At 39.3% G+C, this 539-nt stretch carries 1 pseudogene; it reads left to right on the top strand.

Features of this window, described 5'->3' with window-relative positions:
- Window positions 1–539, top strand: a pseudogene (locus KFD70_RS29270) (IS200/IS605 family accessory protein TnpB-related protein); the annotation flags it as partial.

Below are 539 nucleotides of genomic sequence, written 5' to 3' on the forward strand. Positions count from 1 at the left end.
CTGTTTTGCTCGCAATTTACCATCCGCGAGTTTGTACGTAACCATGACAAATGGAAAACATTATTTTCTCGTGCTCTAAATAAACAACTGATCCTATCTGGTCGGAAAGATGCCAAACATGGCAATTTTGTATTTCAGTATGTGCTCGAGACAAAAGAATTGTGGATGACGACAAGTTCTGGGAAAACACTTATGTTTCCAGCTGTTACGTTCCCGTATGGACAAGAAATGATTGAAGAAGTAATCACAACCCAATTACAGTGTAAGAATAAGAAAAAGGATGGCAAACCGATTGCGTGGTCTGTGGAAGACCACGGGGAGTATTACATTGTAAAATGTTTAGTCGATGTGCCGAAAAACCCTCATACGAATTACAGTACATCAGATGGTATGATCGGTGTAGATTGTAATCTTGAGCATGTTGCTTGGGCAAATGTAACGAAGGATGGGAATTATAAAGGAAGTGGCTCCCTTCATTTTTCTATTATGGGTAAATCTACAGGACAAATCACAAAAATCATCGAAGTGGAAGTGATTCG

The sequence above is a fragment of the Bacillus pfraonensis genome (genome assembly GCF_050768835.1).
GTDB lineage: Bacteria > Bacillota > Bacilli > Bacillales > Bacillaceae_G > Bacillus_A > Bacillus_A pfraonensis.